The 5,854-nt window shown below is 42.4% G+C and carries 7 protein-coding genes; 5 read left to right on the top strand and 2 right to left on the bottom strand.

Going from position 1 to position 5,854, the window contains the following annotated elements:
- Both ACRCJ0_RS08835 and ACRCJ0_RS08830 read right to left on the bottom strand, forming a co-directional pair.
- The coding region (locus tag ACRCJ0_RS08835; RefSeq protein WP_431390084.1) for an ATP-binding cassette domain-containing protein at nucleotides 1–207 on the bottom strand (207 nt) is incomplete at its 3' end.
- Nucleotides 200–577, bottom strand: coding sequence for a GntR family transcriptional regulator (locus ACRCJ0_RS08830; protein WP_016896652.1), 378 nt, complete (start codon nucleotides 575–577; stop codon nucleotides 200–202). The genes ACRCJ0_RS08835 and ACRCJ0_RS08830, both read right to left, overlap by 8 nt.
- A gap of 950 nt (nucleotides 578–1,527) precedes the next feature.
- On the opposite strand from ACRCJ0_RS08830, the gene ACRCJ0_RS08825 reads away from it, so the two are divergent.
- The 5 genes from ACRCJ0_RS08825 to hisB are packed head-to-tail and all read left to right on the top strand — an operon-like array spanning nucleotide 1,528 to nucleotide 5,802.
- Nucleotides 1,528–2,334 (top strand): ATP phosphoribosyltransferase regulatory subunit, encoded by an 807-nt coding sequence (locus ACRCJ0_RS08825; protein WP_016896651.1) that lies wholly within the window; start codon nucleotides 1,528–1,530, stop codon nucleotides 2,332–2,334.
- Complete coding sequence (gene hisG / locus ACRCJ0_RS08820) at nucleotides 2,331–2,939, top strand: ATP phosphoribosyltransferase (RefSeq protein ID WP_431390210.1); 609 nt, start codon at nucleotides 2,331–2,333, stop codon at nucleotides 2,937–2,939. The genes ACRCJ0_RS08825 and hisG overlap by 4 nt, the downstream gene beginning before the upstream one ends.
- The gene (hisD, locus tag ACRCJ0_RS08815; protein WP_431390209.1) at nucleotides 2,940–4,190 is read left to right on the top strand and encodes a histidinol dehydrogenase; all 1,251 of its coding nucleotides are present in this window, start codon (nucleotides 2,940–2,942) and stop codon (nucleotides 4,188–4,190) included.
- A gap of 3 nt (nucleotides 4,191–4,193) precedes the next feature.
- Entirely contained in the window at nucleotides 4,194–5,234 is a 1,041-nt protein-coding gene (locus ACRCJ0_RS08810; protein WP_431390208.1) for a pyridoxal phosphate-dependent aminotransferase, read from the top strand.
- Nucleotides 5,224–5,802 carry an imidazoleglycerol-phosphate dehydratase HisB gene (gene hisB / locus ACRCJ0_RS08805; protein ID WP_431390207.1) on the top strand — a complete coding sequence of 193 codons (579 nt, stop codon included), beginning with the start codon at nucleotides 5,224–5,226 and terminating at the stop codon, nucleotides 5,800–5,802. Before ACRCJ0_RS08810 ends, hisB begins: the two co-directional genes overlap by 11 nt.
- Nucleotides 5,803–5,854 lie beyond the last annotated feature (52 nt).

Genomic DNA, 5,854 nt, shown 5'->3' with positions numbered 1-5,854 from the left:
ATCATTAAAATCGATCGGTTTTCCATCAATTAAAAACTGACCAGAAGCGACTGGGGTTAACTTCATCAAACCATTCATCAAACTCGTCTTTCCAGACCCATTCTCCCCAATTAAAGCCGTAATTTCTCCTGGTTTAATAGAGAAAGATACATCCTCGAGAATTTTCTTCGCCCCGTAAAATTTATTCACCTTTTCAATCTCAATCATCTTGTTCACCTCGTTTTTGGAAATATTCTGTCATGTAAGTGGCAATCTCATGCGGGTCCATATTCAAGACCTGGGTCGTATCATAGAAGACCGCCATGGCCTGCTCCAAAGCATCACGCTTTAATTGTTGAATAATCATTTGGTTTTCCGTCACTCGACTCGGCACATTGGCTTCTGACACAATAATCCCTTCTTCCTCTAATGATTTAAACGCCCGCTGAACCGTATTAGGGTTAATCTTGAACGTTTTGGCGATATCACGACGAGAGGGCAACTTATCCCCAGCCATCAATCGGCTAGCAACAATCTCCCCCTTATAATGGTCGGCTAATTGCACATAAATTGGCGCCTGCTTATCAAACACAACCATGAAGACCCTCCTTTCAAAAATGCTTTATCGAAAGTGTGTTATTCAATTAATACACTTTCTTTATCTGTATTATATGGTTAATACACTTCAAGTGTCAATAGCAGGATTCTATAAAAATCATTTAATAATTTTTATTGGCAAAAAGGGGATAGATTGACAAGCGTATGTATATTGAGGGGGGGTTGTTGCTATACAAATCAATTCGCTACTTAAGAGAGCAGTCGTGTATAAAAATTCAACTAACGCAGATTATTCTCGTACGTTCTATTGCAGTATTTTTTTGACAAAGCATCGACGACATCTGTCCACGGGGAAAAGAAAACATACTTAATGAAATGGTTGAAAAGCATTGTTAATTTTTACTAGAATAATGCTTACACTTAACCAAAATCAGCAAATTAAAAAGAATTATTCAATGCAAATTATAAAAAAGTCACTTCATTTTTATTAGAGGCTACGGCTAAATTTTAAAGCCAAGGCTGAAGCTTACCTAGCATGCTTTCGCGGTGAGCACAGGATGGCCTGACGTATGTCATTCTGTTTGGTGTCCACGCTTTACAGAATGTATAGTCAGCCAAGCCGTAGGGTTTAGAATTATTCGCTCTAAAATTAGAATATTATTAGAAATCACTTGACTTTTTAATTTGGACATTTTATTATGAGTATAATCAAGTGAGAGACAGTAAAGATTAAGAGGTAGGATCAACATTTCCAGAAAGTCTGTGGTTGCTGTGAACAGACAATGTCCCCTATGAAGACACGCCTTTGCTTAAATGACACTTAGTCCGGTGGCACCGTTATAGCCAGACTAGCGGATAAAGACTAGTCAATGAGGTTATAAGTGTGAACTTATAACGAATTAAGGTGGGAACACGTTTCGGCGTCCTTGATCCAGTGATGGATTGAGGGCGTTTTTTTTATAACATTTTATATTTTGAAGGAGGGACAACATGGCAACATCTTACGTATTACAACGAATTTCATTAGCGAGAGATTATCTTGAAACAGTATCGAATGCTGGTTTCCAATTAATTGATTTGAATATGGTGGAACCATTCGATGGGGACGGCAAAGCCGAATACCCAAGCAACATTGTATTTGAAAAGGAAGGGCAATTATATGCCATTCGTAGTGACTGGACTCGGTCCATTTTAAATTACATGAAGACTTACGATCTTAAACAAGATAACTTCGCATACTATGGTCCAATGGTGAGAGACCACCAATCAACTTACCAAGCAGGTGTTGAATTAGTGGAACCAAGTGCTAGTCAAATGGCTAATACCATTGAACTGCATTTAGATTTCGTTGAACAGATGAGCCAAGCGTCTTTCAATATGATTGTTGTAAACAACGAAGAAATTTTAGATAAATACATTGAAAAATTTGCTTTTGGACCTGAGATCAAGGGCTATGTAATTGAAAAGAACTTGTCGGCTCTAGGTAACACCATTGGTAAAGACCATTATTTCTACCAGTTAATGGCTAAACCAGTTTCAGAGCAGTTTGACCTAGTGAAGAAGGACTTTGGTGATACGGACGAGATGGCCGTGATTCATTTGTTGAAAGAGACACTTGAAAGACGCAACACCAAAATGGTGCTTGATTTATCATTCCGGTCGCCGCAAAAATACTACAACGGCTTTTATTTCCAAGCATTTTTACAAGGGAATTCTAAACCTATCTTCTCAGGTGGACAGTACGCTAACGGCTGGTTTGGTATTGGATTGAATTTATCTAAAGGAGGATTTCTATGATTACTGTGGCTTTATCCAAGGGTCGTGTTTACAAGGCTTTCAATAAATTTTTAGCAGATAAGGGTTTAAATGACTATGCGGAGGCCTTGACAGATAGTGGTCGTGATCTCTTCCGTGAGGTTGGCGGGGTTAAATTCATTTTCGCAAAAGGAAAAGATGTCCCTACTTATGTGGAGCAGGGGGTTGCGGACCTCGGTGTTGTAGGTTCTGACACGATTGCCGAAAAGTTGTTCAATGTCTTGAATGTGTCTGAATTGCCATTTGGTCAATGTCGACTAGCGATTGCCGGGCCTACTAACTTGGATGAATCAGATATCAAAGTGGTGGCAACATCATTTCCAAATATTACCCGCAAGTACTTTAACCAACAAAAGCAAGATGTATCGTTAATCTTTTTAAACGGTTCGGTTGAATTGGCACCGATTCTAGGCTTAGCTGATGCGATTGTGGATATTGTCCAAACAGGGACAACGTTAAAAGAAAATGACCTAGAGGAGTACAAAACTATTTTGCCGGTACAAGCACGACTGATTGCCAACAAGCAGTCATTCTATACGAAAGAGAAGGAAATCTACAAGTTTATGCAAGAAATTGAGGTGGTATAAGTGGATGTAGCAGCATTTCAAACGGCATTTAGCACAAAAAATCAAGAGACAGTAGACCTAAACCGGTTGGTGGCTGTGCAAGAGATGATTCAAGCGGTTCAGGCCAGTGGAGACCAGGCAGTCATTGACTATACCAACAAATTTGATGAGCAGGTTTACCAAAATGCGGCAGATTTCAAAGTGTCAGCTGAGCGGCTGAAGGCGTCTTGGGACAACTTAGACTCAGCCTTACAAAGGGCGCTAGAAATGGCTAAAGACCGGATTGAGACTTATGAGCGCGGTGGTTTACATCCGGACCGACCAGGGGAAGAAATTTCCTATGTTTACAACGCTTTAGATAGTGCAGGATTTTATATTCCTGGTGGGAAGGCCTTGTACCCGTCAACAGTTTTGATGACGGTTGTGCCAGCCCTTGTTGCGGGGGTCGAAAACTTGGTAGTGACAACGCCTGTTTTCACGGAAGAATCAGTGACTTTCGCAGCCTTATACTTATGTGGGATCCGAGACAATGTGTATGCGATTGGCGGGGCACAAGCCGTTGCTGCTATGGCTTACGGGACGGAAACGATTCCTAGAGTAGACAAGATTTGTGGTCCAGGGAATGCCTATGTGGCGACTGCCAAACGGTTGGTCAACGGGGATGTATCGATTGATGCTATTGCTGGGCCGAGTGAAATCCTCTTATATGTGGACGAAACGATTCCGGTTGATGCCATTGTTTACGATATTTTCGCCCAGGCGGAACATGACCAAGACGCTCGGACTTTCCTCTTATGTGAGTCAGAAGATTTTCTTGGCAAAATAGCCGACCGCATGCAAGTTTTGTTGCCGAGCCAAAAAAGAGCGGACATTATTGAAGCTTCAGTTAAAAACAATCACTATGCAATCTGTGATACGAGAGAGCAATTGATCGCCGTATTGAATGACATTGCACCAGAGCACGTGTCCATTCAACATACAGCTCAAGATGAGATTGTTGAACAAATCAAATACGCGGGTGCTGTTTTCAAAGGCTACTACGCCATGGAAGCTATTGGTGACTATGTGGCAGGGCCATCGCATGTCTTACCAACTGGGCGGACTGCCCGGTTCTCGCATGGTTTAACCGCCAATGATTTCCGGACTTCACATGCCATTATTAATACATCAAAAGCCAGCTATGAAGCTATTGGGCCAGCTGGTCAAGCGATTGCTGAGGCTGAAGGTCTGGATTGCCATGCTCAGTCAATTGCCATTCGAAAGGAAGGGTAAGCTATGAAAACCGAGGATTATTTAAAAACGATTGAAGTGAATCAAGAAGGTGACACGGTAATCATGAACCGCAACACCTCTCCAATTCGTCCCTTGTCAGATCAAGATATTGTGGATGCGGTCTTGGCCACCCCTTTTAACCAGTATCCTGAAGACGAAGAAGCTAACTTCATCGCGGCGTATGCAAATTACGCCGGTCTTGATCCAAAGAATGTGGCTGTTGCTAACGGGTCAGATGAGTGGATTCAGAAATTGATTATCCAGTTTGGCCGCGGGGGTGTCTTGGCAGTTGATCCTGATTTCTTTATGTACCAGGATTACGCCAACCAGTTGGACTTCCCCTTTTTCCAGGTAGAGAGTGAAAAGGACTTCACTTTTACTTCAGACACAATTATCGGAGCTTTAGATGAATTTAAGCCGTCTTTATTCTTCTTGTCGAACCCGCAAAATCCTACGGGCCAGCAGTTTTCTGAGGAATTTTTACAGATCTTGGCGGATGAAACAGCAGATCGAGATATCACTTTTTTGATCGATGAAGCTTATATTGAATTCGGCCAGGACTATCAACGACCAGATAATGACAACGTCCTATTTATTCGGACCCTATCTAAGATTTATGGGGTAGCGGGTTTACGGGTTGGTATCGCCTTTGGGCAGGGACCTCGTTTCGACAAATTGAAGGAGATTAACCACCCTTATCCTATGAATAGTGTGTCACTAAACCTTGCCAGCAAGCTGTTTGAGGATACCGAGCGACTGGATGAGTGGGTGAATTACCAACGCGATATCAAGCGGGAATTGCAGGAGGCTTTTGACCAGGTTGCTGATCTAGTCACTGTGATTCCGTCCGCAACGAATTTTGTGTTTATCTTTGGTGATTTGGTCCCAGATTTAGACCAGTATTTAGCGGACAATGGCTTCGTTGGCCGTAAGTATGCAGATGGGAAAATGGCAAATGCGGCGCGATATTCGGTAATCGATTCAGCTGAATATCCCAAGTTTAAGGCAACAATCAAAGCATGGAGGGAACAAATTGAAGATTAAAGAGCGGAATACCTTAGAAACGCAAATCAAGCTGGGCTTGGCTAAGGCGGATGGGTCTGAACAAACATCCATCAATACTGGCGTGGGTTTCCTTGACCACATGTTAACCCTATTTCCCTTCCATTCGGGCCTTGATTTATATGTTGAAGCCAAGGGGGACACTTGGGTTGATGACCATCATGTCACTGAAGATATTGGGATTTTACTGGGTGAAGCTATTCGTGACCTTTACCAAGCCCAACCTTCATACGAACGGTACGGATCATATTTCCTGCCCATGGACGAAACCTTAGCCCGTGTCGTATTAGACTTATCAGGCCGACCAGTCTTAGTTTATGACGCCAACTTTTCAGCTGAAAAAGTGGGGACCTTTGATACCGAACTTGTCAAAGAATTCTTCTACGCCGTAGCTATGAACGCTCGCATGACCCTACATATTGACCTATTGAAAAACGGCAACACCCACCACGAAATCGAAGGCATTTTTAAAGCATTCGCCCGCGCCCTAAAAATCGCTTTGAAAGAAACAGACGGCGGCGTCCCATCCTCAAAAGGATTGATTCAATAAGTTAGGGTGTTTTGATCAAGAATAAGTGGCATGTCGTTGGATATTGATTGAT

The sequence above is a fragment of the Aerococcus sp. L_32 genome, from assembly GCF_050689315.1.
The sequence above is the reverse complement of the archived record's forward strand: the minus strand, read 5'-3'. Positions and strand labels throughout refer to the sequence as shown.